The 24088-nt window shown below is 62.1% G+C and carries 21 protein-coding genes and 1 pseudogene; 13 read left to right on the top strand and 9 right to left on the bottom strand.

The window, feature by feature from the left end; translation table 11 throughout:
* Positions 1-755 precede the first annotated feature (755 nt).
* Positions 756-1523, bottom strand: a complete 768-nt coding sequence (locus tag ACSQ1X_RS08880; RefSeq protein WP_436057375.1) for a sugar phosphate isomerase/epimerase family protein — start codon at positions 1521-1523, stop codon at positions 756-758.
* A 144-nt stretch (positions 1524-1667) separates the two neighbouring features.
* On the opposite strand from ACSQ1X_RS08880, the pseudogene ACSQ1X_RS08875 reads away from it, so the two are divergent.
* The 9 genes and pseudogenes from ACSQ1X_RS08875 to ACSQ1X_RS08835 all read left to right on the top strand — a co-directional run.
* Positions 1668-1799: pseudogene (locus ACSQ1X_RS08875) on the top strand (DeoR family transcriptional regulator); the annotation flags it as partial.
* Positions 1800-1997: 198 nt separating this feature from the next.
* Positions 1998-2840, top strand: a complete 843-nt coding sequence (locus tag ACSQ1X_RS08870) for a LacI family DNA-binding transcriptional regulator (RefSeq protein WP_436059304.1) — start codon at positions 1998-2000, stop codon at positions 2838-2840.
* A 158-nt stretch (positions 2841-2998) separates the two neighbouring features.
* A complete protein-coding gene (locus ACSQ1X_RS08865; protein ID WP_436057374.1) occupies positions 2999-4312 on the top strand; it encodes an ABC transporter substrate-binding protein in 1314 nt (437 codons plus the stop codon).
* Positions 4313-4365: 53 nt separating this feature from the next.
* Positions 4366-5298: a carbohydrate ABC transporter permease gene (locus ACSQ1X_RS08860; protein ID WP_436057373.1), complete on the top strand. Its 933-nt coding sequence runs from the start codon at positions 4366-4368 to the stop codon at positions 5296-5298.
* Positions 5295-6221, top strand: a complete 927-nt coding sequence (locus ACSQ1X_RS08855; protein WP_436057372.1) for a carbohydrate ABC transporter permease — start codon at positions 5295-5297, stop codon at positions 6219-6221. Before ACSQ1X_RS08860 ends, ACSQ1X_RS08855 begins: the two co-directional genes overlap by 4 nt.
* Entirely contained in the window at positions 6218-7231 is a 1014-nt protein-coding gene (locus ACSQ1X_RS08850; protein ID WP_436057371.1) for a hydroxyacid dehydrogenase, read from the top strand. The genes ACSQ1X_RS08855 and ACSQ1X_RS08850 overlap by 4 nt, the downstream gene beginning before the upstream one ends.
* A 124-nt stretch (positions 7232-7355) precedes the next feature.
* Entirely contained in the window at positions 7356-9374 is a 2019-nt protein-coding gene (locus tag ACSQ1X_RS08845; protein WP_436057370.1) for an outer membrane protein assembly factor BamB family protein, read from the top strand.
* A 63-nt stretch (positions 9375-9437) separates the two neighbouring features.
* The gene (locus ACSQ1X_RS08840; RefSeq protein ID WP_436057369.1) at positions 9438-10337 is read left to right on the top strand and encodes an ROK family protein; all 900 of its coding nucleotides are present in this window, start codon (positions 9438-9440) and stop codon (positions 10335-10337) included.
* 36 nt (positions 10338-10373) lie between these two features.
* Entirely contained in the window at positions 10374-11162 is a 789-nt protein-coding gene (locus tag ACSQ1X_RS08835; protein WP_436057368.1) for a glucosamine-6-phosphate deaminase, read from the top strand.
* Between the two features lie 216 nt (positions 11163-11378).
* Here ACSQ1X_RS08835 and ACSQ1X_RS08830 read toward each other — a convergent pair whose 3' ends face one another.
* Entirely contained in the window at positions 11379-12110 is a 732-nt protein-coding gene (locus tag ACSQ1X_RS08830; protein ID WP_436057367.1) for a hypothetical protein, read from the bottom strand.
* Between the two features lie 368 nt (positions 12111-12478).
* Between ACSQ1X_RS08830 and ACSQ1X_RS08825 the strand changes: the two genes are divergently transcribed.
* Positions 12479-13729: a hypothetical protein gene (locus tag ACSQ1X_RS08825; RefSeq protein WP_436057366.1), complete on the top strand. Its 1251-nt coding sequence runs from the start codon at positions 12479-12481 to the stop codon at positions 13727-13729.
* Positions 13730-15007: 1278 nt separating this feature from the next.
* On the opposite strand, the gene ACSQ1X_RS08820 is transcribed toward ACSQ1X_RS08825, so the two are convergent.
* Positions 15008-15106 (bottom strand): hypothetical protein, encoded by a 99-nt coding sequence (locus ACSQ1X_RS08820; protein ID WP_436059303.1) that lies wholly within the window; start codon positions 15104-15106, stop codon positions 15008-15010.
* Between the two features lie 183 nt (positions 15107-15289).
* Between ACSQ1X_RS08820 and ACSQ1X_RS08815 the strand changes: the two genes are divergently transcribed.
* Entirely contained in the window at positions 15290-15571 is a 282-nt protein-coding gene (locus ACSQ1X_RS08815) for a DUF3892 domain-containing protein (RefSeq protein ID WP_436057365.1), read from the top strand.
* A 944-nt stretch (positions 15572-16515) separates the two neighbouring features.
* On the opposite strand, the gene ACSQ1X_RS08810 is transcribed toward ACSQ1X_RS08815, so the two are convergent.
* Entirely contained in the window at positions 16516-17040 is a 525-nt protein-coding gene (locus ACSQ1X_RS08810) for a hypothetical protein (protein ID WP_436057364.1), read from the bottom strand.
* A 467-nt stretch (positions 17041-17507) separates the two neighbouring features.
* Positions 17508-17801 (bottom strand): hypothetical protein, encoded by a 294-nt coding sequence (locus tag ACSQ1X_RS08805; protein ID WP_436057363.1) that lies wholly within the window; start codon positions 17799-17801, stop codon positions 17508-17510.
* 332 nt (positions 17802-18133) lie between these two features.
* On the opposite strand from ACSQ1X_RS08805, the gene ACSQ1X_RS08800 reads away from it, so the two are divergent.
* The gene (locus ACSQ1X_RS08800; RefSeq protein ID WP_436057362.1) at positions 18134-20608 is read left to right on the top strand and encodes a sensor domain-containing protein; all 2475 of its coding nucleotides are present in this window, start codon (positions 18134-18136) and stop codon (positions 20606-20608) included.
* A gap of 525 nt (positions 20609-21133) precedes the next feature.
* On the opposite strand, the gene ACSQ1X_RS08795 is transcribed toward ACSQ1X_RS08800, so the two are convergent.
* Both ACSQ1X_RS08795 and ACSQ1X_RS08790 read right to left on the bottom strand, forming a co-directional pair.
* The gene (locus tag ACSQ1X_RS08795) at positions 21134-21349 is read right to left on the bottom strand and encodes a hypothetical protein (RefSeq protein ID WP_436057361.1); all 216 of its coding nucleotides are present in this window, start codon (positions 21347-21349) and stop codon (positions 21134-21136) included.
* Positions 21350-21420: 71 nt separating this feature from the next.
* Positions 21421-21795: a DUF7793 family protein gene (locus ACSQ1X_RS08790; protein WP_055802337.1), complete on the bottom strand. Its 375-nt coding sequence runs from the start codon at positions 21793-21795 to the stop codon at positions 21421-21423.
* Positions 21796-22235: 440 nt separating this feature from the next.
* Between ACSQ1X_RS08790 and ACSQ1X_RS08785 the strand changes: the two genes are divergently transcribed.
* Entirely contained in the window at positions 22236-23027 is a 792-nt protein-coding gene (locus ACSQ1X_RS08785; RefSeq protein WP_436057360.1) for a response regulator transcription factor, read from the top strand.
* Here ACSQ1X_RS08785 and ACSQ1X_RS08780 read toward each other — a convergent pair.
* Together ACSQ1X_RS08780 and ACSQ1X_RS08775 are read right to left on the bottom strand one after the other, a co-directional pair.
* Positions 23022-23513: an Hpt domain-containing protein gene (locus tag ACSQ1X_RS08780; RefSeq protein WP_436057359.1), complete on the bottom strand. Its 492-nt coding sequence runs from the start codon at positions 23511-23513 to the stop codon at positions 23022-23024. The genes ACSQ1X_RS08785 and ACSQ1X_RS08780 overlap by 6 nt on opposite strands.
* A gap of 301 nt (positions 23514-23814) precedes the next feature.
* A complete protein-coding gene (locus ACSQ1X_RS08775) occupies positions 23815-23952 on the bottom strand; it encodes a hypothetical protein (protein ID WP_436057358.1) in 138 nt (45 codons plus the stop codon).
* Between the last annotated feature and the right edge of the window lie 136 nt (positions 23953-24088).

Raw genomic sequence — 24088 nt, 5'->3', positions numbered from 1 at the left:
AAAATTCGGCTTGTCATGTCGTCACCACAACTCCCGGCCATGAATGATTGACGGCCAACAGCTGGCCATCGGAACAGCCAGATAGGAGACCAAGTCGCCCACATCCCAGCAAGCAGAGGGCCCACCAGCCAGGGCTCTGATCCCGCCACCCACACAACCGAACAGGCGATCGCGGCGCCAAGCCCAGACCGCAGCCAGTGTCAGAGGGACCCGCGGAGGGTCAATGTCCACACATTAAAGCAAAAACCCCTCTGACGAGGGGTCATGCGTGCCCGAGGTGGGACTCGAAATGTCTTCCAACGCCTGCAAACACTGGGAGGTCGCGGAAACATGCGGAATCCAGGCCAATCCGGCAGCAGTACTAGCCGGTCCGAGGCGAAAAGTGTGGACACTGTCCACACTTCCCTTTGCCCGTTTCGTAATCGCTGCCACGCCGTCAAGAATGCGCTCCGCATCCGATTTCTATTCCCAAAGCACACTGCGTCCGGGCCCCGAGCATTACCCATCGGAACGGGCTTGGAATCCTTCATGGCTCCTGTTTATCGGCGTCCCATGGCCGGCGCGAACTGGAGCTACGTGGTCTATCGACCATCGGAAGCACTATCTGATACGAGATCCCGGATCGGTTCACTATCAGTAATGGGCGAGCCATACGTTGGCATTCGGTCCAGATGCGGGAGCAGGGCTCCTAGCGGACTTCCGGGAACGAAATTCAGCATCTGTGGGCGCAATGAAATCAGAAGCCTCAGCAATTCCTAAAGAGGAACTGTTGCCGGCCTCGATAGCGTGACGCGCTTCACAAATGCGGCATCGGTGATGACGTTCTCCGGTAAATCACCGACGACGAATTCCAGCATGACGTCCAGATCTTTGCCGCTGCGGCGCAGCACCTCTGAAGCCTCCAGCCACAGCTCCTTTCGGGCCGTCAGCGGCAACCGTTCGGTCTGCGGCCACCAGGAGAAGCAGTGGACGCCCACCACATGTTCGATCAAGTGCCGCAGCGACTCTAGGGCTTGCTTGTCGGCCAGGCCGACGGCGGGCTGCCAATAGGTGCCAACGGTGCGCCGGTCCACGCGGCGGAGGAGTTCGAGTGTTGTCTCCGGTGTGTCCGTCAGTGTGCCGCCGTGATACTCGAAGGCCAGGCCGGTGCCCCGCGCGGCAGCCAGGCCCGCGATCCGCTGGGTGTCCTCGACGACGGCGTCCCAGTGCTCCCCGGTTGCGTCGGCAGAACCCACATCGCCCGCCCATATGCGGATCCGGGGCGCGCCGAGTTCCTGTGAGAGGACAAGGACGTCCTCGAAGTCGCCGAATGATCCGGCACGGTAGTAGGACCCGAGGGACAGGATCCGGAGCCCGGCACCCTCCGTCGCGGTCCGGGCATGCGCCGCGGAGGCGGCGTCGTGGACATGGACGTCGGAACCCCACTCGATTCCCGCCAGGCCCGCAGCGGCCGCGGTTCGTACGACGTCGTCAATGCTGAGTCCCCGAAGGGTCACCGAACAAATGCCCGCGTTAAGTTCCATTTGCGCCATTGGGCGGCACCCCTCCTGGTTCCGGCCCGGTACGTCCCAAAGAACGGGTCCAGCTGAACGGTTTCGTGCGGATGACTTGACTCCTCACAATATCTGGCATGTAGTTCATAGTGAACAAACTGCACAAAACTAAACATGATGGAAGGTATGCCGATGTTGACTGAGGACAGGCAGAATCAGATCCTTCGGGAACTGTCGCTCCGCGGGTCACTAAACGCGGCCGAGTTTGCACGGAGGATGGGAATCTCCGGCATGACCGTGCGGCGCGATCTGGCCTTCCTCGACGGACAGGGCTTGCTTCAGCGCGTCCATGGAGGGGCTGTGGCTGGCACGGACTCCGGCCGTCGTCCTTCGCGGCAGGTTCAGGGGAACATCAACGAAGGCCCATGGGACACCGGGCCCCTTGCTTCGTCCGGAAGGCGCGCCGGGCCACCCGACAGACAGCGCCCACTCGCCACCATCGGCATGATCGTGCCCACTGCCAGGTACTACTTTCCCGGGATTATCAGGGGTGCCGAGACTGCGGCCCACGAGCTGGGCGTCAGGTTGGTCCTTGGTGTCTCGAACTACTCGCCTGCCGAAGAACAACGCCAAATTCAACGGCTGCTGAAGAGCGGTGTCGACGGACTGCTGGTGACGCCCAGTGGCCAAACCCTGGCGAACACGCCCACCTTTGCCCTGCTGGCATCCGCTGAAGTACCCGTAATCGTCGTCGAGCGCTCGATCGATGGAGTCATGGACGATGGCCGGCTGGAATCAGTGCGGAGCGACCATGTGCAAGGGGCGGAGATCGCCGTCAACCACCTTTTGGGTCTGGGCCACCGGAAAATCGCGCTATGTGTTCGCGAAAGCAGTCCCACGTCATCGCCTGTCCGCGAAGGCTTCCGCCTTGCCATGGAGACGGCGGGGATTTCGCCCGATGCCGACCTGACCCGCACCATCACGCTGGCGGCAAACGACCCCGAGACGCTGCGTCGGGAGCTGGACAGCATCGTCAGCGGGTTCGTTGGCGCCGGCGCTACTGCCGCGATCGTTCACAACGACGAGGATGCGCTCATGTTTGCTGACTTGTGCGAGGCCCGCGGGCTGCACATTCCGGGGGATCTAGCGCTGGTGGCCTATGACGATGAAATCGCCTCCTTTGGGACCGTGCCCATGAGCGCCGTGGCACCGCCCAAGTTCGACGTCGGCTACCACGCCCTGCAGATGTGCCTCAACCGACTGGGCGGTCGGCGGGGTTCGAGCCGGGCGCTTCAGAGGGTCATTTTGTCGCCCACTCTCGTCATCAGGGATTCGACCGCCGGCTGAGTGCAGCTCCGGATTCCTGTCCGGGACGTCAATGAACATACGCCATGTTCACTACTGTTCATTTCATTGGTTTTGTTCACCTTTGCGGGTTTCATTGAAATACACCATGTGGCATCGGCCACGTCCACCTTCGCATCGTGGATTTCAAGGGAGAACAAATGAAGCGTCGCAATCTACTGATCGGGGCGGCCGGCCTGGCCAGCAGCGCAATGCTGCTTGCAGCCTGCGGAACGGGACCCACACCGTCCGCGGCCCCCACGCCCACCGAGGATCCCTCAGGCACCATTACGTTCTGGTCGCCACTGGCAGGCATGGACAAAGTCGCAGCCGCGTTCAACGCGAGCCAAAGCAAAATCAAGGTCACGTTCGAAACGGTCCCCAACGCTGACAGCGGCGGCTACGCCAAGCTGTCCACGGCCATCACCGCGGGTAACGGCCCCGACGTCTCAACGATCGAATACCCGCAGTTGCCGCAGTTCGTCAGCAATGGCCAGGTGCAGCCGCTGGACGGACTGATCGACAAATCCGCCACCGTGGATAAGCTTGGCAGCGAAATCCGGGGCATGGTCCAATTCGGCGATAAGACCTACGGCCTACCGTATGACGCCGCCCCCATGGTCATGTACTACCGCAAGGACATGCTGACCAAGGCCGGCATCGAGGTCCCCAAGACCTGGCAGGAATTCGAGGAGGCGGCACGGAAGCTCAAATCGGTGGCACCTGACGCCTATTTGGCTAGCTTCAACCCCAACCAAGTACCGGCCACCGCCGGACTGGCCTGGCAGGCGGGGGCCAAATGGTTCGGCACGTCGGGCGACAGCTGGCAGGTCGGCGTGAACGATGACGCCACCAAGAAGGTGGCCGGCTACTGGCAGAAGCTGATCGATAACAAGCTCGTCAAGGTGACGCAGGCCTACAGCGATGAGTGGAGCCTTGACCTGGCGAACGGCACCGTCGTTGGCGTCGTAGGCGCGAACTGGAGCGCCACCGGGATCCAGAAAAGGACCGAAGCGAGCGGACAGAAGGGGCAGTGGATCGCCGCCGAAATGCCGAACTGGGGCACCCCGGCCGGCGCTTTCTACGGCGGATCCAGCTTCAACGTCACCAAGAGCAGTAAGAACCCGGCAGCCTCCGCCAAATTCATCGAGTTCCTCACCACCAACCCGGAAGCCATCAAGGCGCGCGGGAACACCGGCTCAGCATTCCTGGCCTTCCCGGGCCTGACTCCCGTGGCACAGCAGGCCTATGACGCCAGCTACTTCGGCAACGATATCTACGCCGTCTTCAACAAGGCGTACACCACGGTCAGCCCGGGCTGGCAGTGGGGCCCCAGCTGGGACCTCACCAACACAGCACTCAAGGACGCGTACGGCAACCTCAGCACCGGCGGCACTGTTCTGGAGGCCGTAACGACGGCCCAGACGGCAACGGTGGCCGGACTTAAGCAGAACGGTTTTTCCGTCAAAGAGTAGCTACTCACCTGGGCTGCCTCCACGGAGGCAGCCCAGACAGTTAGGAGATCATCATGGCCCCTCAGGCCACCACCGCTGCTCCGCTTCGCAAGCGCCGTGCAGCCTCAGGAACCGGCGGCAGGACCGCAGCACTCTTCTTGGTCCCGTTCTTCGCAGTTTTTACCATCGCCATGGTGGCACCGGTCATCTACTCGATTGTGCTGAGCTTCTATGCACAGCAGAAATCGGGCCTCGGTTTCGGCGAGGCCAAGACTGTTTTTGTTGGACTCGAGAACTACCTGCAGGTCCTGGAGTCGGAGTCATTCGTCAGCGGCATCGCCCGGCTAGGGCTGTACTGCCTGATCTACATTCCCGTCATGGTGGGCGGCGCGGTCATCTTTGCGCTCCTTCTTGATGCAACGGTAGCCCGGACACGCAAGCTGTTCCAGCTGCTCGTTTTCCTTCCGCACGCCGTGCCCGGCGTCATCGCGGCCCTGATCTGGGCCTACCTCTACACTCCCGGCATCAGCCCGCTGGTGCAGGCGCTCCAAGGCGGCGGCATCCAGATCAACTTCCTGGATGCACACCTGGTCCTTCCGGCAATCGTCAACATCGGCGTTTGGGAATGGACCGGCTACAACGTCATCATCCTGTTCACCGCTCTGCAGGCCGTTCCACGCGAAATCCTGGAAGCCGCGCGGGTAGACGGCGCAGGCGAAATCCGATCGGCACTGAGCATCAAATTTCCGCTCATCCTGCCGGCGCTGAGCGTGATCATGCTGTTCACCATCATCGGAACCCTGCAGCTCTTCACGGAGCCCTCCATCATCGCCAAGGCCACACCGTCCATCACCAGCACCTGGGTGCCGAACCTGTGGGCGTACGACGCGGCATTCATCAGACACAACCTCAACCAGGCGGCAGCCGCCTCGATCATCATTGCCGGGCTGGCAGCTATCCTGTCCCTGGTTGTCACCCGATTCAGTTCCAGGATGAACAAACCATGAGCACCAATACCCTGCCCCTCGCCCGGACCAAAGAGACCCAGCCCATGGCTAAGAAACCCGCGCAGCGCCAGAAGTCCACGGCACGCCAAGGCGGTTTCGGCAGCAAGCTCACCGTCAACGGACTGCTGATCCTGGGCTCCCTCTACATGGTGGTTCCGGTCCTCTGGCTGCTCTTCGCATCCACCAAGAACGCCGCAGACCTCTACGGCACCAGTGCCTACGCCTTGGGCAACTTCGCCCTCTTCGAGAACATCGCAGCAGTAGCCGCCCAAGACGGGGGCGTGTTCTTCCGCTGGATGGGCAACTCCGTCCTCTACGCAGGTTTCGGCGCCGTCGTGGGCAGCCTGGTCTCCGTCATGGCCGGCTACGCCTTTGACAAGTTCCAGTTCCGCGGCAAGGACTCACTGTTCGGATTCGTGCTGGTTGGAGTCCTGATTCCCAACACGGCAACGGTGCTGCCCATGTACCTGCTGGCATCGGTGGTGGGAATGACCAACACCATCTGGGCCATCCTGATCCCCGTCCTGTGCAACCCCTTCGGCGTGTACCTGGCCCGCGTCTATGCCTCCTCCTATGTCCCCATGGAGACGCTGGAGGCAGCGCGCGTGGACGGCGCCGGACCCATCCGCTCCTTCTTCTCCCTAGGCCTGCCCATGATGATGCCGGGATACATCACCATTGCCCTGTTCCAGTTCGTCGGGGTGTGGAACAACTTCATGCTTCCCCTGGTGATGCTCCAGGACCAGCAACTACTGCCGGTGAGCGTGGGCATCTCCATCTGGCAGGGCTACGCGGTCCCCCAGCCCGAGTTCGTCCCCATGGTGATCACGGGTTCGCTGCTCTCCATCATTCCGCTGCTGCTGGCGTTCATCATGCTGCAGCGCTTCTGGAAGTCCGGACTGACCGCGGGAGCCGTCAAATGAGCCCGAAAAACCTGAACGTTGCTCTTGCCATGGGCCCCGGCGTCGCCGCCAGGATCTTCTCCACCCGACGCCTGGAATCCCTGAACGTTGGCCTGCGGCTCCTGAGCCCGGAGCCCATGGAGGAGTTCGCGTCTTCCCGTTCGCTGGGGCTGCTCGCCGAAACCGACATCCTCATCACCGGATGGAACTGCCCCACCGTGGATGCCGCCGTTCTGGACACCGCCCCGCGGCTGCGCCACATCCTGCACGCCGGCGGGACCGTGAAACACCATGTGGACGATGAGTGCTGGACCCGGGGCGTCCAGGTCAGCACGGCAGCAGACGCCAACGCCATCCCGGTGGCTGAGTACTCGCTGGCCATGATTCTGCTGGCCAACAAAAGGGTCCTGCAAATCGCGCGGACGCTGCACACCGAAAAATCGTCCATCGAGGCGGACGAGCTGTTCCCGGACATGGGCAACTACGGCAAACGGGTGGGCATCATCGGCGCGTCCAAAATCGGCAGGCACGTCATCCGGCTGCTCGAGCCGTTCGAACTCGACGTCGTGGTGGCGGACCCTTACCTTAGCCCGGAGGCTGCCGCGGCTCTCGGCGTGCAGTTGGTGGGCCTGGAGGAACTTGTGGAAAGCAGCGACGTCGTGTCACTGCATGCACCATCTCTTCCCTCCACGCTGAACCTGATCAATGCCGGGCTGATTTCGCGCCTCCGCACCGGGTCCACATTCATCAACACCGCCCGCGGCGAGCTGGTGGACCAGGATGCCCTCCTTGCCCGGCTGGAACGGCACGAACTTTTTGCCGTCCTGGATGTCACCACGCCTTGGGTCCTGCCCGCGGATTCGGGCTTCTACACCAACCCGAATGTCCTGCTGACCCCGCATCTCGCCGGGTCACTGGGCAGTGAGCTGGAGCGGCTGGCGGCCACTGCCGTGGCCGAAGCCCACCGTGTTTCCCGGGGCGAGCCGCTGCGCTTCCCCGTCCAGGTCGAGGACCTGGCCTTCACCGCATAACTCGAGCGCCGCCGTCGTGCTCTGCATTTCCGCGGGCATGCCCGCGGGAAATTCCGCACGCAAAAGTTCGACGGCGGCACCTTTGCACCAGCTTTCACCTCCCCTTCAGAACAAAGGAAGTTCAATGCAGATTTCCAACATCAGCAGGCGGGCCATCCTCCAGGCAGGCGGCGCAGCCGGCCTCGTGGCCGCACTGGGCCTGACCACGTCCGGACCGGCAGCGGCTACGGGCTCGACCGCCGCGCCCGGCACCACCGAAATCCTCGACCTGGGACCGGCGGTAGTCCAGTTCTCGCTGATGAGTTCAATCCTCGTCGGCGACATTGTCTACATCGGTTCCCGCAACCTCGATCCCGTCCGCATCGTTGCCTTCCACGTGCCCACGGGCAAGGTAGTCGGCGAGACCATGCTGGACACGGGATACAGTATCCAGGCCCTGGCCGCCGATTCCACGGGCCGCTACCTGTACGCCGGCGTCCTCCAAAATGCCGTTGGTACGCTGCCGAACCTCTACCGCTGGGACCTGACCACCTTGTCGACGAAGGCAACACCGATCGGCCGGATCGGTGACCGCGACGTGCGCGACCTCAGCGTGGCACCGAACGGCCGCCTGTATGCGGTGGGCGGCGGGAGCCCCACCAAGCCTGCTTTGTGGGAGTACAACCCCGCGACCGGCCAGGTCATCGGCCTGGGGATCCCAGACACGGGCGCCACGTTGGCGCGCGCGGTTGCGGCCACGGACACCACTGTGTTCTTCGGCGCCGGCAGCACCCTCGGTGGCGGCGGCAGCGCGGGGCGCGCATGCCTCTGGGCGTACAGCCGTGCCACCCAGACCTTCACGCAGGTCACCCCCTCGGAGATGTTGGCCGATCCCAGCATCCGGGAACTGGCCATCCTCGGAGACAAGCTCGTGGCCAGCTCGGCCGCGTCGACCCAACAGTCCAAGGTGGCACTCCTGAACCTGGACAACCTCACCTCCTATTCCGTGGCGACGTCCATCGGCAAGACCGCCAAGAACTTCACAAGCATGGGCAACGACGTGTACTTCGCCAATGAGTCCGGCCTGTGCGTGTATACCGTGGCGTCGAACTCGATCTCACAGCTGACGCTCGGCGGCCCGTCCCTCGGCGAAATCTGGGGCGTGGACGCCCGCAACAACAAGATTCTGGCCACCTCCGGCTACGGCTTCGTGGCCGAGATCGACCCCGGAACAGGAAGCATGACCGTCACCGACCTTGGAGACGCCGGCGCGTCCGCCACGCCCCAGGCAGCCATGGGCCTGGCGGCCGGTGCAGGATTCGTCTACGCCGGAGGCAACGGCGTGATCTCCCGCCGCTCCCTCCAAACCGGCGAGGTCGTCAACCTGAACGCCCCGGGCGAGGCCAAGGACGCCGTCATTGTGGACGGTATCCTCTACACCGGCCAGTACAGCTCCCAGGGCATCTGGAAATACGATCCGCGCAGCGGCCAGCCGATCCACCAGGCCGCCGACTTCCCCGGCGCGCAGAACCGGCCGCTCGACGTCTGCTGGGACGACGTCAACAAGCTCATGCTGGTCGCCGCGCAGTCCGACACCGAGGGCGGCGGGTCCTTCTGGACCTATGATCCCGCCACGGGGGCGAAACAGTGCTTCATCAACCCGATCGACAACCGTCAGCTCCTGCGTGCTGTGGCCACCCGCGACGGCGTGGCCTATCTCGGCGGCGGCCTCCCCACTCTTGACGGTCCGGGCACCATTGTCGCTTTCGATCCTGTGGCCGGCAAGGAGCTCTGGAGGCTCGAACCGCAGATGGGGGCGGGCATCTCCGCACTCGCCGTCCAGGGGCGGAACCTGTATGTGCTGACCCGCAAGGGTGGCATCTTCGTCGTCGACCTCCCCACACGCAATCTGGTGCACCAGGCCGACATCAGCACCTTGTCCTATGGGTTCGGTGCCCTGGTGGCCAACCGCGGCCTGATCTACGGCGTCTCGGACACCACCGTGTTCCGTTTTGACCCCAAGACGTTCGACGCGGCAACCGTGCTCGCGGACACCCAAGGCGGCTGGTACAGCGGATCCCACATCACCAACGATGAGGATGGCTACCTGTACACCATGCGCGGCCGCAACCTCGTTCGGATCGACGACCACCCGAGGAAGTAGGGATCTTTGATGCCAGGCTCAAGCACTCCAGTTCAAGCGTCCACGCGTACCGTGAGGATCGGCGTGGATATCGGCGGAACCAAAACGGAAGCTGTCGCCATCGACGGGGACAACCATGTTCTGCACACACTGCGCCGCGCCACCGGTCACGGAAACCAAGCGCTGCTTCGTACCCTCTTCGAGGTCATCGATGAGCTGCGCGGCGCGGAAATCCTTGCCGGCTGTTCCGTGGAAACCGTGGGCATCGGGATCCCGGGGACGGTGGATACCTTCTCCGGGCACGTATCGAATGCGGTGAACGTCGCCGTCGCCAGCCTGGAGCTGGGCGCGCTGGCGCACCGCGAGCTCGGGCTCAAAGTCCACGTCGAAAACGATGTCAATGCCGCTGCCGTGGGCGCCCACCATCTCCTCTCCGAAGGTCACGAGTCCAAACAACAATCCAGCGCCTACCTCAACCTGGGGACGGGCTTGGCCGCCGGGTTTGTCATTAATGGTGCGCTTGTCCGGGGAGCCTCTGGTGCAGCGGGCGAGATCGGTCACCTGCCTGTGGGCTTGCATTCTGACCTGTGTCCCTGCGGCCAAATTGGCTGCCTTGAGATGCTTGCCTCCGGATCCGGCATCGCCCGGCAGTGGTACAGCGGGGAGACATGGCCCGCGGTATCGCTCTTCGACAAAGCACTCGCCGGGGATGCACAGGCCCGGACCGTCCAGAACCGGTTCTTCCAGGGCGCGGCAGCGGCCGTCCGCATCCTCGGGCTGACCTTCGACCCCTCCACCATCTACATAGGCGGAGGCCTGAACGCGCTAGGGCACCCGCTGCTCAGCGGAATCCGCCAGGAGCTGGCCCTCAGCAACGCGCAATCACCGTTCCTCGCAGGTCTGGCCCTGGGCCATCGTGTCTGCCTGGTCCCGCCCGGGCTGCCCGTTGGCTCAGTCGGCGCCGCGATCACGGCAACCGTCTAACAACGCTCTCCCCTTGCAACAAACAAAGGAAATCACGTGGCAGAAGTCATCATCGCCCGCGACCAGTCGGAAGCGGGCGACATCGCTGCCTCCATCATCGTCAACAAGATCATCACGACGCCCGGCACCGTGCTCGGTCTGGCCACAGGCTCCACTCCCCTGTCCACCTACGCTGCCTTGGCACGGTCAGTGCGCGACGGCATTGTTGACGTTTCCGGCGTGCGTGGTTTCGCCTTGGATGAATACCTCGGCATCCCGGCGCAGCAGCCGCAAAGCTACAGATCCGTCATCACCCGCGAGGTCGTCGAACCGTTGGAACTCACCCCCGAATACGTCATGACCCCGCGAGGCACCGGAGCGAATATCGAGTCCGCCGGCGCGGAGTACGAGGCATTGATGGCAGAAGCCGGTGGCATCGACATTCAAATCCTCGGCATCGGCTCCAACGGCCACATCGCGTTCAACGAACCCGGATCGTCCCTGGCATCGCCCACACGAATCAAAGCACTTACCGAACAAACGCGCCAGGACAACTCCAGGTACTTTGACTCACCGGATGACGTCCCCACACACTGCATCACGCAGGGGCTAGGTACCATTCTCCGGGCCCGGCACATCATTCTCCTCGGTTTCGGACGACACAAGGCACGGGCCATGGCCGCTGCCCTGGAGGGACCCATCTCCGCGACAATCCCCGGATCGATCGTTCAGTTCCACCCCAAAGCGACGGTCATCGTCGACGAGGCAGCTGCAACGGAGCTGGCCAACGCCGCCTACTATCGCCATGCCCGGCGATCGGCGCCGTGGTCCTCGAGCAAAGAGTAGAAAGCGTTCGGTCGCTCACCCGCTCGTGCAGCGGGTGAGCGATCAACTCCGGTGCCCGGTCCACCCTCCCCGAACGCCCCCTGCGGGGCAACGTGTCTGCGTGCCGGGAGGACGGTTCAAGGCTGCTATCGCCTCATGGTTGCATGGCTCCTTTGTCATCAATGCGCACGAGGTTGGTGCCCTGGATCGAGTACAGCAGGCCGTCTTCGTCGGCGGCTATGTGCGGGCCGTTGTACCAGCCGCCGTTGATCCCGGCGACCACCACCGAGACGGCGAATGTCGTCGGATCGATGCGGAAGACCGTTGTGTCAGAGACGCCCCATAGACGATCCCCCGACTGACGGTCAAGGCTCCGAAGTCAGTGCATACGCTACTCAGATCCGCTGTGTGGACGAGCTGGCGGGTATCCAGGTCAATGACGAACAGGCCGGCGGCCCTGCGGGACATGCCGTAGAGGTATCGGCCGTGGATGGCGAGGGCCGCCACGCCCGCACGCTGGCCCGGATCCAGGCACCACAGTTCCTGGTTGGCTATCGGATCCCAGGCGACGACCGTGCTGCGGGAGCCGTCGGCGTAGATGTTGTCGCCGCCGAGGTAGGCAACGCCGTCCTTGGTTGCCACTGCACGCACCATCTGGAGACTGTCGATAGGGTTGACCTTTGTGGTGATCTGGCTGGTGACCGGGTTGTAGGCGGCGAAGCACCCGCCGCCGCCAGTGTCGTTCTGGGCGCCTGCGATGACGAGACCGTTGAGGGCATCCCAGCAGACGTCGAGTGGCCGGTTCTGCCCTGCGGGCAGCGCGGCGGCCTGGTACGGGAGCTGTCCGGTGTTGGGGTCGTAGGCGTAGATGCCTCCTGAGTTGTACTGGCCGGTGTACAGGACGGCTGGTGGCGGGCGATGGTACCGGTGCCACCCACGTAGACATCGCCGCGTGCACCCGGGGGGCAACTTCTTTCACTGTTCAAGAAAGTGGCCATTATGAAGGATTCGCCGACACGGTTCCGCACCGGGCTTGAAGACCGAAAGATGTCATGAAGATCGTCCCCGAGTGGAACCACTGGTACAACAATCAGCGCCTGCATTACGCCCTGGATTAACAGACACCAGAGGAACTTCGCTCGTTACCCGCCCCTGCCGCAACCTTTGCTTGCTTTTCACTGCCGCATACCAACCGTCCCGCCGTAGGTACCATTCGCTCTTATTCGGTCGCGGGGATGTAGCCGCAGTGGCGCTGAACGAGCGGTGCTCAACGACCGATGATTAGGGTTATCGCGAGCGTCTGGACTAAACCCGCCCTCGAGGCCACAATGAACCCCATGCAGACCTACTCGCTTGAACTCGTGGACCTGCCCAGAGACCCCCACGAGCCTGATACAACGCTGTTTCAGAGAATAAACAACCACGGTCAGATGACGGGACAATTCGTCGGCGAACCCTACTGGTGGAATGGCGGTCAGTGGACTCAGATCACCACTGACCGAAGCGGTGGCCGAGCCACCGGCATCAATGATGACGGCCTGATAGTCGGGTTGCACCATGACTTTCCGCCAACGAAAGCATTTGTGTACGAGCAAGGGAAACTTACAGACATTCTGCCTTCCGCGGACAGCTATGCCGCAGCGGTTAACAACTCGGGTCTTGTGGTCGGCACTGAGGACAACCAACCGTTCACCTGGGACTGGAAAACCCGCACGCTGACCAAGATTCGCCTGCTGCCAGGTCACATACGGGCTGAAGCCTCTGCGGTCAATGACCAAGGGCACGTCGTTGGCATATCGCGGCGCAATCTTGACGTGGAGGACCAAACAACGCGACAGCCAAACCCTTACCAGCTGTTTTTCTATTCCGAAGGCAAAGACCCGAGTGATGCACGCGGGGATGTGATCACCGTGGCACGGATGAACAATGCTGACGTGGTTTGCGGTACGAGGCGTGGCGCGCAAATGGTTAACGGATCATGGCCGGATCGCGCTTATCGGGCCGAGCTTAGCTCGGGAACTGCCGTCTTCGAGGATATCGTGCCTGCATCGGATGCGGGGATCAAGATTAGCAATGCCTATGACATCAATGATGCCGGCGTCGTTGTCGGCTCGTGCACTAAAGGAGCATTCGTCCATTACCCGACGGGACACCCCAATCACGGATTCCACGTTCTGGGGCCACAGGTCTACGGCACAGAGGACTGGTTCCTCCAGGAAGCTACCGGGATCAATGACCACGGCATAATCGTGGGCAACGGCACCTTCAAGGGTGCCCCCAGATCCTTCAAGCTCATCCCCGCCCGTGAGCGCTCCCCGCTGGAAACGAAAGCGCTCCAGTTCCTCGTGCTGTTCGGCGCTGTAACTGCCGGCGGTTCCGGTATCGGCCTGCTTCCGGGCGGTAAACTGAAGCCCATCCCGGAGCCCCTATGGGATCGGCTTAATCAAGCCGAAAAGGACTTGTATTTGGGGGCCGCCATCGAGAGTCTGTCGCGTGCCATTGGTGAGACCCCCGCGGCCAAGTTACTGCACGATGCTGGGCTGCAAATCACTGAGCAAGCAATCGAAGAGCTCCCCGAACCGTCCTAGACCAAACGGGCCAGACGTGATCCTTCTCGGTGACCTGTGGCACTAGGGGGACAGCTTGGTTCGGCTCCGACCCCCGAGGGAATTCAGCGTCAGCGATCGCCACGGCTGGCAACCATCCTATCGTTGCTACGTGGGTTCTGGCAGTTCCGGACGGCGATCCCGCTGGCCACCGTCGCGGATGTAGAAGTACTGTCCACGGATCGTGGGCCGAGCGCAGATAGGCCACGAGCGGCGCCCGCTGACAGGAACGTCCTACGAAAACCGACGAACCAGGCCGCGAAGTCATGTCGTCTGAAACAGAGAACTTCATGAACTAGTGAAGGCAGAGCCAGGATGAGGGATCAAAATGCAGGCCGAAGAGCCGCCCGTGGACAGGGTGTGGACAATGTCCACACCCCTTGACCGGACAACCGACCACATTCCCACTCCCCTACGCCATGTTAACCAGCCACGGGCGACGAAAAAACTTCAAGAAATCTCGCCAAGGTCATGTCGTCAGCACAAACCCGCCCCATGAATAAGTGAAGGACCAACCCCAGCCACCACAGCAACAAGAACGGAGCCAGAATGACCCCACATCCCAGCAAGCGGAAGGCCCACCGGCAAGGACCCTGAACCCGCCACCCACACAACCGAACAGGCCACCGCGGCGCCAGGCACAGACCGCGGACAGCGTCAGAGGGACGCGCCGAGGGTCAATGTCCACACATTAAAGCAAAAACCCCTCTGACGAGGGGTTATGCGTGCCCGAGGTGGGACTCGAACCGGGTTCCAGGCCTTGCGAACACTGGGAAGTCCCGGAAACATCGCCAATCCGACCCGATCCGCCCCCAGTACGCCCCAGTCCGAAGCCCAGAGTGTGCACATTGTGCACACCCTTTTTTGTCTACTTCGGCGACCCCAACCGGGCTGCTAAGACGGCCGTCCGGGCAGGGCGCGGTTCCGCTCGAACACGATGAGCAGGGGTCCGGAACCGAGCAGGCTCCGAATATGCACCGCACTACCCTGGCGGGCCTCCTGCTGGAATCAACGAACTTCACGATGTCGGGCTCCTCCTCTCCGAACATCTCATGAAGAAACGAACAGCGACCTGCATGACCAACCGAGATGCCGGCCACCAGGAATGAGCACGGACCACCACCACCGCAGTCGAGCCGACCGCAACGGCCGCCTCTTCCCCGGCCAAGACGTGCCCGAGTAGATGGCCCCAAGACCCGACACTTATTTCTGTATCTTCGCCGAGTGGGCAAAAGACGATTTGGAAGAGTCTGTTTGTTTTCACCCTGGCGCCGCCACGTGGCGGGACTGGTCACGGAGTGAGTCGCCGATCCATGCGACGTGGCCGTCCGGTCGGAGCAGAACCGCGGGTGCGCCCAGCTCTCCACTGACGTTTTACTGGGTCCGGTAGCCGTCAGGAGTAAGGAGTCGCGACATTCCTAGCCGCCCCATTATTTCGGCCTTCTTGACAGGATCTTGAGTTGCAATTGATAAACGTTTGCAATAGTGGGCTTCGGTAATCGGACACCTACTGTCCGCCTCAACCTCCACGATAGGAAATCCTTGCCAATCAGAATCACCCACATACGCCTTGCGGGTACTGCAGCCAGCCACGAGAACATCACCGACCTCAAGTGGATCGATGAAAGCGACTCAAACACGGGCACCAACAGCAAGGCATCCCTAGTTGAGTGGATCGACAGCCAAGATGGCCATGCCTATGTTGGTCCGCGTCATAGCAAAGTCACAGTGGGCGTAGTCAAGCCGGCTGGACTCCGCCCTTACCTCCGGACATATGCCGACCAAACGTGGAACAACAACCTCCTCGCCCTTCCAGACTTCTAAGCGGATTACCGGCTGAGGCAGCCGCCGGTCCAACCCCGATCGCCGTCGTTGTGCCATTGCCGTCGCGGCCGTAGCTTGACGGAAGATCCCTTACCGGCGCCCTAAAATGACCGCGGGAGCGGTAAATCAGGCTTCTTATTAACGCCCTATGAGCGACCTGTCAGCCGGCGGTGGGACTGTCTGGAGGTCGCCGTCGATACTATAGATCGTCTCGAAGCTGTCGGTGAATCTGGCGATGTCCTCAACTGTGATGTTGATGAAGGCTGACCGTTTCTTTAGGTGCAGGAAGAGCTCTGTCGACGGCCCCGCAGTAGTGGGCGCGGAGAGGACCAACAACGGTCCCAGCCGCTAAGAGCGGCGGGTTGTTTCTGCACGCGCTTCCTGCGTCAAAAGCGTCAAATAGTGCATCGGCCGTTTTGCACGCCGTCGACACGTACGCTTTTGCTGTGCAGGCCTACTGCCGCCGCAAACCACGCTGCCGCTGAGGTCCGACGTCGGCACGGCGACGACTTGGAGGCTCAGCGAGCCCAGTCCCCATTTGTCCAGACACCATCTGGACAAATGGGGACCTGCTTCACCCGGGCCTCACTCAGGCCCCCGAACATCGGCCATCCGCTATGCCCCGCAGCGTCTCCCAGTTCCTGAAGACACTCCCAAAGCCATGCCCGTATCTCCGAAAACCGACTTTGGCCAAGAAGCCGACAGTTTAAATGAGACGCACGGCGTGCCCCAGGCTGCCTCATTCAAGTTGTCAATTAACAACCAAATCCCTACGAGGGCCTTCCAGAAGACGGCCCGCATCGAAGGTCCCTCCTCAAGGGAAGCATTGCTCGGCCCGATCGGCCACGCTGATACTTAGATGGATGGCGGCGTGGTCGGGCGGGCGTGGACACACCGCTGACTAGACCGGAGTTCGACGATCCAAAAGCTGGACTGGGACAAAGTCAGGACCCGTTGCGCACGATGAACTGGCCGGAGTTGATCGTGAACTGATCGGCGAAGTTCGTCTCGCAGAAGCCTGCCGCGAGTGCCTCGACAGGGCTCAACGTCGAAAGAGCGAACGCGGCGGTGTCCGGTGGAGCGTCCTTTTCGTTCCCGCCGTCCGTGACACGAACAAGTATTGTTCTCCCGACGGTCCCGTCCGGGCCCCGGGTGACCGTACCCACGACAACGGCGCGGTTGGCGTCGGCGTTGACGCAGAATGCTGCAGCCTCGAAGTGTACGGCCACGTTGTTGCTTGGCGCATCAGAGACGGACAGCGTGCCGGACGCGTCGGTTCCGATTCCAGGGGTCGAGTCAGTTGCGCTGGCCCGAATCGTGGTGTCAGTGAACGATTCCGTCGCCTGAGCGTGAAAGGTGCCTTGTCCCAGGACTTGGTCAGGGACAGCGGCGTTGGCTGGGCCGTTTACGGCCGCAACGATGATAAGCGCTGTGACAGAGATCAGCAGGCGGTAGAAGAATTTGCGCATTTTCGGGTTGCTCCATTCCCGTCGGAGAAGTGCGTGTTTGAGGCCGTGCCACAGGAATGCGGCGAAGGCATTTACCATGCATTACGGGACAATGCCCTGACTGCCGCGTTTACTGCACGGCTCTGTGTAGGGAACCTGTGGTCCCTCCACAGCCTTTGGTCGATGACCTTAATCGGCGCGCGCACCACAGCGAAAACCACAGGCTCAGCTGCGGGACGGAGGGCAGGCACTAGCTGGAGTCAAAGCAGGTGTTGGGCCCGGGACCCAAATGGCGCATAGCCCCAGTACACCGGCCAGGCGTGTCAAGCACTCTCGAAACATCGTTCCTGCCGCACGCAATCAAGAATTGTTTGCGTGCGGCAGGAACGAATAGGAACAATGCCGGATCGCGCCGCGCCAATGGCTTGGCGTGTGCGGTCGCATTCGCCGCCGCGCTCCAGGGAGTGCGGAAGGCGTGACCGTCGTTTTTACGCCGGCACCGGGAAGTCGTTGTCCTGATAGAAGAAGGTGGGATCAAAGAGAGGCACCTGAGGCGGCAGGAGCTTGAAACAAAGCAGATCGTCCCCATTGCGATCTTCAGCGCGAATCGCGTCGTCGAAGCCCACGGTCGCAAACTCGAGAACGTATTCTACCGTTTTCGTCTGGAAGCCGGTCGGACAGCCTGTGCCGTTGGCGGGGCGGACAGCGTTCGCCGGTGCGGCAAGGCCGATCGTTGCCGCGGCGGCGATAGTGACCGCAGCGGTGGCTATTTTGAGTTTCATTTTTCAATGCCCTCCGAGTAGGAGACCGGTTTGGTATCCCCCCAGACCGTCCAGCATTGCTGACCAAAATTACAAAGGCAGGTACGTTTCGCGACTGCCCCTTGAACGGCTCAGCGGCTTAGTGGACGAGGCTACTCTTTCGCCCAATCAATTTCTATATTTTTCTTGAATTCTTTCTCGGCTTCATCATCGGTCGCAGCGTCTCGCCATAAGTTCTATAGTCTCTGCGGTGAGTCCGGGCTAGGCTACAGACTCAGAATGGCACTTCAGCCAGGAACAAGTGTTGTGAAGGCAGGACTGCCTGCTAACGGATGCGGCCCACGGGGGGACCAATGGCTGAGGAGCACCATGATGATCTGATCATGCAATCGCTGCTGCTCGATGAAATCGGGCAATCGGTCATCGGCATGGACGCGCGATGGAGGATCACGTACTGGAACCGCGCGTCGGAGCGACTTTACGGCTATAGCCAGTCGGATGCCCTGGGGGCAAGGATCACCGATCTTGCCATCGTCGGCGGTACTGAACCGCCAGGCCCGGGTGCCACCATTCGGGAGATAGCGGACACCGTTGCCCGCGGCCGGGACTGGGCCGGTGAGCTATGGATGCGGCACAGGACAGGCCGGGACTTCCCGGTCCATGCCACGGTCAGCCCGATCCGCGGCCGGCATACGGTCCCGGTGGCGGTCGTGGCGATCTCGAAGGACATCACGGACCGCAAGCACAGTGAGGCGATCCTTCGCCGTCTCTCAGCCATGGTGGAATCTTCAGGAGATGCGATTATCGGCGCTGACCTGGCCGGCACTATTACCAGCTGGAACGCGGGGGCCACCCGCATGTTCGGTTGGAGCTCCCGGGACGCCATCGGACAGAGCTATCGCCTGCTGACGACCCGGGACGATGCCCTTTTCGACACCGCAGTCGCGGCACGAATCGGCAGCGGGACCTTCGTCACAGGCGTAGAAGCGCGTTGGCGCTGCAAGGACGGATCGATGATCGACGTGGAGTTGACGGTCTCTCCTGTATACGACCCGGACGGCGCCCAGGTTGGCGCCTCCGCCATCGCCAGGGACATCACCGAGATCCAGCGGCTGAAGGCAGCAGCCGCAGCCGAGCGCGAGCGGCTCTTGGCCGCACAGGAAATGGCCCACGTCGGAAGCATCGAATACACCGTCGAGACCGGAGAAACCTGGCACTCCAAGGAGTTCTCCCGGATCATCGGACGGCAGGAGGACGCCTCGGACTCCCGGGAAGCCATGCTCGAGCTGACCCATCCGCAGGACCGGGAACTGGTTCGCGAAATCTGGAAGAGCCTGGACAACGGTGCTGACACCGCGGATTTCGAATACCGGATCATCAGGGCAGACGGCGAGAAACGGTGGCTGCATTCACGGATCCGGAGCGTGAAGGGCCCGGACGGGAACCCCATCCGGTTTCTCGACACCGTCCTGGACATCACCGACCGCAAGGACGCAGAACAGATCCTAGAGTGGCGGGCCCGCCATGACGCCCTGACGGGTCTGCCGAACAGATACATGATCACCGAAGTACTCCAAGGCTGCCTTGAACGCTCCTCCCGGCCCGTGGTGATGTTCGTCGACGTCGACCGGTTCAAACTGATCAACGACGGCATCGGCCACGGAGCCGGCGATACGATCCTGATTCATCTCGGAGAACGGCTGAAGGCGGCGGTAAGAACCGGCGATACCGTTGCCCGGTTCGGCGGCGATGAATTCGTCATCGTCTGCGAAAACCTCATGATGCGCGGCGCCAAAGTGCTGGCCGAACGGATCCGGGAATCCACCCGGCGCCCTTTCGAAGTCGACGGTCGGCAAATCTACCTCAACGTCAGCGTCGGCATCGCCCTTGCAGGCGACGACGATACGGCCGAACTGATGCTCCAGGGGGCTGACTCAGCCATGTACAGAGCCAAATCAGCCGGCGGTGACTCCTCCGCGTTCTACGACGTGCGGATGACCGGACGGGCAGCAGGGCGACTTGACCTTGAATCCGACCTAAGACTGGCCCTGGGCCGCGGAGAGCTTTCCCTCAACTACCAGCCCATCATGGACCTCTCCACAGCATCCCCCGTCGGCTTCGAGGCCTTGTTGCGGTGGCACCATCACGAGCACGGCCTGATCATGCCGGATACTTTCATTCCCATCGCCGAGGAGACCGGGCTGATCCTTCCAATCGGCACCTGGGTGCTCCAAGAAGCCCTCCGCCAGGTACAGCGATGGCGCACGGACGTGCCAGGCGCAGGAGACTTCTCCGCAGCCGTGAACATTTCCGGACGCCAGCTCCTCGCCAAAGACTTCCCCGACGTCGTGGAAGGGGCCATCCTGTCTTCGGGCATCGCCCCTGCCGCCGTCGACCTCGAAGTCACCGAAACAGTGCTCATGAAACAGCCGGACTTGCCCAAGGAAACCCTGCAACGGCTCCACAGCCTCGGCATCGGGCTCTCGATCGATGACTTCGGTACGGGGTATTCGTCCCTGAGCTACCTCCGATGGCTCTCAGCCCGGACCTTGAAAATCGACCGCACCTTCGTGGACGAACTGGGAAGAAACCCCCATGGCGCGACCATTATCGAACTGGTACTCGGCATGGCCGGCAGCCTGAACCTCGACGTCATAGCAGAGGGCGTTGAAACCAGCGACCAGCTCTCGGAACTCCGCCGGCTTGGCGTGCGCCTCGCCCAGGGCTTTCTATGGAGCAAACCCCTCCCGCCGGAATCCGTTCCGGCATGGCTGACGGCCCTCGCCACCGAGGCGCCCGGACGGGAACCGGCAAAACACGCACCCTAACCGCTCCGGCCGGTGAATTTCTGGCTGGCATGCCACGAGGGTCAAAAGGCTCTACCTCCAGGATCCCAGGCATGTCATCGTCAGAAGAAGGCAATACCCCGGCCGATTTCCGGGACCATGGCCGTTCCGGTCAGGAGGCCAATCGTGCACAAAAGCAGCCCAGGATTCCGGCCCCCGGCGCACGGACACCGCGTCCGAGTCAGCATCTGAGCGTCGGTGCGGAGCCCGGCCCGCGCCTACTGGTTGATCTACAACGCGGCACAGCGAACGTGGGAAATCGACGACCGGGACAAAATCCAAGGCTCACAACCCGAAACGCACGCAGACGGTCCGGCGCAGGGAGTTCCTGGCACGAAAACACTCCCAGAAACTGTTCCCTAGTCCCCCGCACGGATTTGCTCACTCGTCAACGCACCGGACAGCACACGGAGGTGAACAATCCGCTGCGCCTACGCGGGCTGAGTACCAGGCCGATACTGCCGGCCAATGTGGATGAACCCCCGTGGGATCAAGACCCGGGTAGCGTCAGCTGGAAATTTCTCCTGACCACCGCCTTATATCGTCCGCGCCGAAACGGGCAGCCGGAATGCACCGGCGCAGCTCGCGGGCCAGTACCTTTTCGACAACAAACAGTGGACGGCCCCGCAGGGCAGGGCCCACACGATCGAGCACTGCATCAAGTTGCCCCACCAAGTCCTTGAGCACTTCATTTTCAGGCTGGTCAGGTTCGTTACCGGCCATGCACCCTCACCCCTGTCCTCCCACTCATCCCTCGACCCCCATCAACAAAGCGAACAATCCGGGAGATTGCCTCACTGAGGCACGTCCCTAAGCCAGGCCACGGCTTTGCCAGCCGAGGTAAAGAACCGCGCCGGGCAGGCCAAGGCTTTGCCGGTCAGGAAAAACCTGGCCATCACAGCATCAACCGGAGATGACCCCACAATGGCAATCCGGTCGGCCGGTCCGGGAAGGGTAAGAATCCTCCGCGCCTTGCAGCTCAGCCAAACGGGCGCGGCCAAGGTGACCAGCATGGGATAGCGGCGGGTTCCGCACATTTTCTCCGCCGCTGCCACCGCTGCACGGGCCTCTTCTTCGTCGATGAACTGACCCTGTGCCCACCGCAGATGGAGTATTCCACCCGTCAGTTCGAGCGTTGCCTCAGTAGCCCCGATCGGTACCGTTGCCATGCTCCCCCGCCCCCTGCCCCCGCCATCGCGTCCGACTGGAACCCCGGACCGATGCACACACTAAACGCGAATAACCTAACTTTATGCCTCAGTCACTAAAAATTGACAAAATATTAATCTGCTCACAAATGCCACAGAATGCAGTGGGTATGTGAGAGTGGCGGATCAGATCTTCTCTCTGTGATACAGGTCTTTACGCGTACACAAACTGGGCAAAGTTCGTTGAGATGCAGGATTCCGTGTATCGAATAGCCGTGCGCGCTGAGCCCTTCCCGCATTATTTCCCTTCGAAACTCGAAAAGTAACTGAATTACATTCATTTATGGCTGGAATGGAGGTTATGCAAAGCAGGCTTTCCGTTGTAACTTGGGAACGAGGGTGGATTCCGTGTCGGTGCTGGGCTGATACGGGGAAGTTCACCAGGTAAAAGTGGGGGGGCCATGAGCGACTTGGGCGTGGCTGTTGTCATAGAAGACGACGACGACATGCGGAACCTTTTACAGGCCGTACTCATCCAGGCCGGTTTCGAGGTGCATACCGCCTCAGGCGGCCGTGAGGGCGTGGAAGTTGTCAGGAACACGCAGGCCAACGTCGTGACCCTGGATGTTGGCCTTCCGGACATAGACGGCTTCGAAGTTCTTCGGCGGATCCGGCAGTTCAGCAACGCCTACGTCATGATGCTCACCGGCAGAACCGAGGAACCGGACCTGCTGACGGCGTTGCACGCCGGGGCGGACGACTACGTCACAAAGCCTTTCCGCCCCCGGGAAGTACGGGCCAGGATCGGAGCCATGATGCGCCGTCCCCGGCACCAGCCAACCAGACCCGAACCGCCCGTAGAGGTACCGGCACGTTCACACGCTACGGAGAAGCCGGATGAGGCCCTCCTGCAGCACAACGGGCTCTTGCTGAACTCCAGGAGCCGCACCGCTGCACTCGCAGGAGAAGCCCTGGAACTCACGCGAAGCGAGTTCGACCTCCTTCAAGACCTTCTCCGTGCCGCAGGAGCGGTGCGGTCCAGGACAGAGCTGGTGCGTGTGGTCCGGGGCGATTTCTACAGCACGGACACCTACATCAGCGATTCCGACCAGCGGGCCGTTGAAGTGCACATCGGGAATCTGCGCCGTAAGCTCCGCGAAGACCCGGAATCGCCGCGGTGGCTGCAAACCGTCCGCGGCGTCGGCTACCGGCTGGCGCCGGACCGGGCAGAACGCGCGGACGGGCTGTCATGAAGCGCTGAACGGCGCCGGCGCTTGGCTTTGTTCTGCCCTCGCCAGGTACTTGTGCTGGATTTCGTGGACGGTGGCGGTTCCGTAGTCATCGACGCGGGGCAGGAGCGGCACGCATCGCTCCAGGTCCCCTTCCTGTATGAGGGCGCGCAGCGTCTGTGCGAGATGTGCCAGCCGCAGCGCGCCGATCATGGCCGCCGATATCCGGAGGCTGATGACCGCGTCCAGCGCCGCTGACCGTTCACCTCTCTCCAGGCCCGCCGCGAGGGCATCCCGGCGCCGTCGCCAGATCCGGATGTAATCCTGCGCGAAATTCCATGCAATGTCCGGGCTGCCCAGATCTTCTTCCAGCTCGGCAAGAACCGCCAGGTCCAGCCAGGGAAGGTCCTCCGCCCCGCGCAGCAGCATCGCCGGCTGCTGCCCTACGGGCGACCCTGTACCGGCTCGGGTCACTCCTGGGGCGCCGGCATCGGCCGCTGGACTGGACATGTGTTAAGGCTACGGGCCCGGATTCCGTAATTGGCCGCGACAGGTAGATCCTGCGGAAACCCTGTGGCTTCCTTGAGCGGAAGGGAAAAGGCTTGTCACGGCCGCGGCGTCCGGTCGGAATCCGTGATGCCGGCGGACCGCCCGCGGATTCCTGCGCCTGAAACGCAGGCCAATACTATCCGGCGGACAGCGCCGCGATGACCACGATAGTGGTGAGGATCAAAAGCACGCCCAGAAGGGCGTATGCCCGCCATTTCGGCCGCGCACGGTGAGGATTGATGTCAATGTAGGGCATGGTCCGTTACTCCCCGCTGTTCCTGGCGCGGGCCTTGGCCCTCGAAGCGGCGCGGTGGCGCAGAATCAGGCCTGCGCTGATCATGATCCCCAGCGACGAGAAGAGAAAAATCCCAAGGAAGGTGACATAGCGGGTGAAATCCACAATAAAAGATCTTTCTCGTTGGAGGAACCGGGGTTGATACTAGCCGGGAGGCCGGGATCCACACAGTCACGTTCGCGGGCCCGGGGAACGGCTCAGGTAACCCCGTGCCGGGGATATCACTGGAGGTGTCGATGAG

Origin of the sequence: Arthrobacter sp. LjRoot78, from assembly GCF_964254335.1 — a bacterium.
Taxonomy (GTDB): Bacteria; Actinomycetota; Actinomycetes; order Actinomycetales; family Micrococcaceae; genus Arthrobacter.
The sequence above is the reverse complement of the archived record's forward strand: the minus strand, read 5'-3'. Positions and strand labels throughout refer to the sequence as shown.

What these genes read in the sequence shown, in the direction of transcription:
- ACSQ1X_RS08880 (WP_436057375.1), bottom strand. Translation starts at nt 1,523, where the DNA reads ATGGAACTTAACGCGGGCATTTGTTCGGTGACCCTTCGGGGACTCAGC.
- ACSQ1X_RS08870 (WP_436059304.1), top strand. Translation starts at nt 1,998, where the DNA reads ATGATCGTGCCCACTGCCAGGTACTACTTTCCCGGGATTATCAGGGGT.
- ACSQ1X_RS08865 (WP_436057374.1), top strand. Translation starts at nt 2,999, where the DNA reads ATGAAGCGTCGCAATCTACTGATCGGGGCGGCCGGCCTGGCCAGCAGC.
- ACSQ1X_RS08860 (WP_436057373.1), top strand. Translation starts at nt 4,366, where the DNA reads ATGGCCCCTCAGGCCACCACCGCTGCTCCGCTTCGCAAGCGCCGTGCA.
- ACSQ1X_RS08855 (WP_436057372.1), top strand. Translation starts at nt 5,295, where the DNA reads ATGAGCACCAATACCCTGCCCCTCGCCCGGACCAAAGAGACCCAGCCC.
- ACSQ1X_RS08850 (WP_436057371.1), top strand. Translation starts at nt 6,218, where the DNA reads ATGAGCCCGAAAAACCTGAACGTTGCTCTTGCCATGGGCCCCGGCGTC.
- ACSQ1X_RS08845 (WP_436057370.1), top strand. Translation starts at nt 7,356, where the DNA reads ATGCAGATTTCCAACATCAGCAGGCGGGCCATCCTCCAGGCAGGCGGC.
- ACSQ1X_RS08825 (WP_436057366.1), top strand. Translation starts at nt 12,479, where the DNA reads ATGCAGACCTACTCGCTTGAACTCGTGGACCTGCCCAGAGACCCCCAC.
- ACSQ1X_RS08810 (WP_436057364.1), bottom strand. Translation starts at nt 17,040, where the DNA reads ATGCGCAAATTCTTCTACCGCCTGCTGATCTCTGTCACAGCGCTTATC.
- ACSQ1X_RS08805 (WP_436057363.1), bottom strand. Translation starts at nt 17,801, where the DNA reads ATGAAACTCAAAATAGCCACCGCTGCGGTCACTATCGCCGCCGCGGCA.
- ACSQ1X_RS08800 (WP_436057362.1), top strand. Translation starts at nt 18,134, where the DNA reads ATGGCTGAGGAGCACCATGATGATCTGATCATGCAATCGCTGCTGCTC.
- ACSQ1X_RS08795 (WP_436057361.1), bottom strand. Translation starts at nt 21,349, where the DNA reads ATGGCCGGTAACGAACCTGACCAGCCTGAAAATGAAGTGCTCAAGGAC.
- ACSQ1X_RS08790 (WP_055802337.1), bottom strand. Translation starts at nt 21,795, where the DNA reads ATGGCAACGGTACCGATCGGGGCTACTGAGGCAACGCTCGAACTGACG.
- ACSQ1X_RS08785 (WP_436057360.1), top strand. Translation starts at nt 22,236, where the DNA reads ATGAGCGACTTGGGCGTGGCTGTTGTCATAGAAGACGACGACGACATG.
- ACSQ1X_RS08780 (WP_436057359.1), bottom strand. Translation starts at nt 23,513, where the DNA reads ATGTCCAGTCCAGCGGCCGATGCCGGCGCCCCAGGAGTGACCCGAGCC.